The 2,590-nt window shown below is 68.3% G+C and carries 3 protein-coding genes; 2 read left to right on the forward strand and 1 reads right to left on the reverse strand.

All coding sequences use genetic code 11. The features are described from left to right. The first annotated feature begins 50 nt into the window (after positions 1 to 50). Together hprK and rapZ are read left to right on the forward strand one after the other, a co-directional pair. Complete coding sequence (gene hprK, locus D7V88_RS40540) at positions 51 to 1,016, forward strand: HPr(Ser) kinase/phosphatase (protein WP_120545830.1); 966 nt, start codon at positions 51 to 53, stop codon at positions 1,014 to 1,016. Beyond that, positions 1,013 to 1,876, forward strand: a complete 864-nt coding sequence (gene rapZ / locus D7V88_RS40545; RefSeq protein WP_120545831.1) for an RNase adapter RapZ — start codon at positions 1,013 to 1,015, stop codon at positions 1,874 to 1,876. Before hprK ends, rapZ begins: the two co-directional genes overlap by 4 nt. A 19-nt stretch (positions 1,877 to 1,895) precedes the next feature. Here the strand turns inward: rapZ and D7V88_RS40550 are convergent. Beyond that, the coding region (locus tag D7V88_RS40550; RefSeq protein WP_244238663.1) for an imm11 family protein at positions 1,896 to 2,590 on the reverse strand (695 nt) is incomplete at its 5' end.

Consider the following 2,590-nt stretch of genomic DNA (forward strand, 5'->3'; position numbering starts at 1 on the left):
ACGGTGGGGTTCACCTCCAGGGGCCGGTGGGTGATATCCACGTCCCGACGATGAAATCCATTCGCATCTCCCAGCTCCTCGAGGACGAGGGCCACGACCTGCGGCTCACCCTGATGGCGGGCACCCAGGGTCTGAAGCGCACGGTGGACTCCTCGCGCATCCAGAAGCCAGGCCTGGCACTGGCGGGCTTCACCGAACACCTGCACCCGCACCGCGTCCAGGTGTTCGGCAACACGGAGATCTCCTACCTGGCCACCCTGCCGGAGGACGCGCAGCGCGCGTCGCTGGCCAAGCTCTTCGGCGAGGAGGACCTGGCCTGCGTGGTGGTCACCAAGGCGCTGGATGCGCCCAAGGCGCTGGTGGACGCGTGCGAGGCCGCGGGCCTGTCGCTGATGAAGACGCCGCTGCTGTCCAGCGAGTTCATCCAGCGCGTTCAGTTGTTCCTGGAGGACGCCCTCACGGAGTCCAGCAGCCTGCACGGCGTGTTGATGGACGTGTTCGGCGTGGGCATCCTGCTGTTGGGCAAGAGCGGCATCGGCAAGAGTGAAATCGCCCTGGACCTGGTGATGCGGGGCCACCGGCTGGTGGCGGACGACATCGTGGACGTCACCCGGAGGAAGGGGGCCGTCTACGGCGCGGGCAACCCGGTCATCAAGCACCACATGGAGATTCGCGGCCTGGGCATCATCAACATCAAGGACCTGTTCGGAGTGTCCGCCGTCAGGGAGCAGAAGAAGATAGAGCTTGTCATCGAGTTGCAGGAGTGGGATCCGCACCAGGAGTACGACCGGCTGGGCGTGGAGGACAAGCACCTGCAAATCGTCGGCGTGGACATCCCTTTGTCGGTCGTCCCCGTGCGTCCCGGACGCAACATGGCCACCATCGTGGAGGTGGCGGCCCGCAATCAGTTGTTGAAGCTGCAGGGCCACCACTCGGCGAGGGAATTCGCCGAACGACTCAATCGAGCCATCGCCCAGGGGGCGATGCGCCGCAATCTGGGAGAAGAGGTCGAGTGACCGCCCCCGCGAAGCAGATCATCGTCATCACCGGCATGTCCGGATCCGGAAAATCCACCGCCATCCGTGCGCTGGAGGACGCCGGGTTCTTCTGCATCGACAACCTGCCGGTGCTCCTCCTACCCAAGCTCACGGAGCTGGCGGGGGGAGGCCACATCGAGCGCATGGCGCTGGTGATGGACGTCCGTGAGGGCATCTTCCTCAAGGACGCCCCCCGCATCCTGGCCGACGTGCGCCGCGCGGGCCACCAGGTGGACGTGCTCTTCCTGGACTCCAGCGACGACAGCCTCCTGCGCCGTTTCAGCGAGACGCGACGGCGCCACCCGCTGGCCCCGGAGGGCACGGTGGCGGAGGGCATCCACGCGGAACGCGAGGCCCTCAAGGACCTGCGCGAGCTGGCGGATCAGGTCATCGATTCGTCGGCGCTCAACGTGCACGACCTGAAGCGCATGGTGCAGGGACGCTTCAGTCCGGAGCCGACGATGGGCCCCAGCCTGTCCATCATGTCCTTCGGCTACCGGTACGGGGTGCCGCCGCAGGCGGACCTCGTGTTCGACGTGCGCTTCCTGCCCAACCCCTACTTCGTGCCGGAGTTGAAGGGGCTCACGGGCAAGGTGCCCAAGGTGTCCGCGTACGTGCTGGAGCGCGAGGAGACGCAGCAGTTCCTCGAGAAGGTCGTGGACCTCTGCCGGTTCCTGTTCCCGCGCTACCAGAAGGAAGGCAAGGCGTACCTCACGGTGGCGCTGGGGTGCACGGGCGGCAAGCACCGTTCGGTGGCGCTGGCGGCGGAGATGGTGCGGCGGCTGTCAGAGGACTACGGCCGCGTGCAGCTCTGGGACCGGGACATCGAGAAGGAGTAGTCGCGCCCGGCACTGCTTTTCAGTGCCGGGTGTCCGTCACCGGGGTGAAGCGCGCGCCGGTGACGCCCTCCCTTTCGAGGGCTTCCTTCACGACCTCGGACACGACGAGGGTGACGGGCCAGCCCCAGGGGCGGAACACGCGGGCGCGGTCCACCTGGGTCGGGTCGATGCGCAGGCCCCGCACGGAGCGGTACTGGCCCACGCGCTCGGGCAGGCCATCCCCGGGACCGTAGCGGTGGGCCTCCAGACACGCGGGTTCGTCGATGCAGTGGATGAGGCGCGTGGCGACGAGGAGGAAGTACGGCTCCCGCTGGCCTTCGATGTCCACGGGGAGCAGTTGCACGTCACCGGGGGCGAGGCGCGCGAAGATGGCGGCCACGCGAGGGTGCACCACGGGCGTGAGGCCCGCGCCGGCGAGTGAGAAGTCCAGGGGGGACATCCGGGCTTCATTGGGGATGCGCATGGGGCCGTCGACTTCGACGGGGTGCCCGGCGGTGAACATCCACACACCGCCCACGACCTTGTCATCCAGGCCCCGGGGATCGCCGGGTTCCCAGCGGCCGGGGACGCGGAAATCGTCGTGCAGGTCGTAGAAGAGGGCGGGGAGGCTGCGGCGCGCCGTCTTGCGGACGTTCGCGCGGGACGTGCCGCCCTGCGCGACGATGCGCACGGCGGGACGACGGGGGCGGCTGGTGCCGTGCCGGGCCTGGGGGG

The sequence above is a fragment of the Corallococcus terminator genome (genome assembly GCF_003611635.1).
Taxonomy (GTDB): Bacteria; Myxococcota; Myxococcia; order Myxococcales; family Myxococcaceae; genus Corallococcus; species Corallococcus terminator.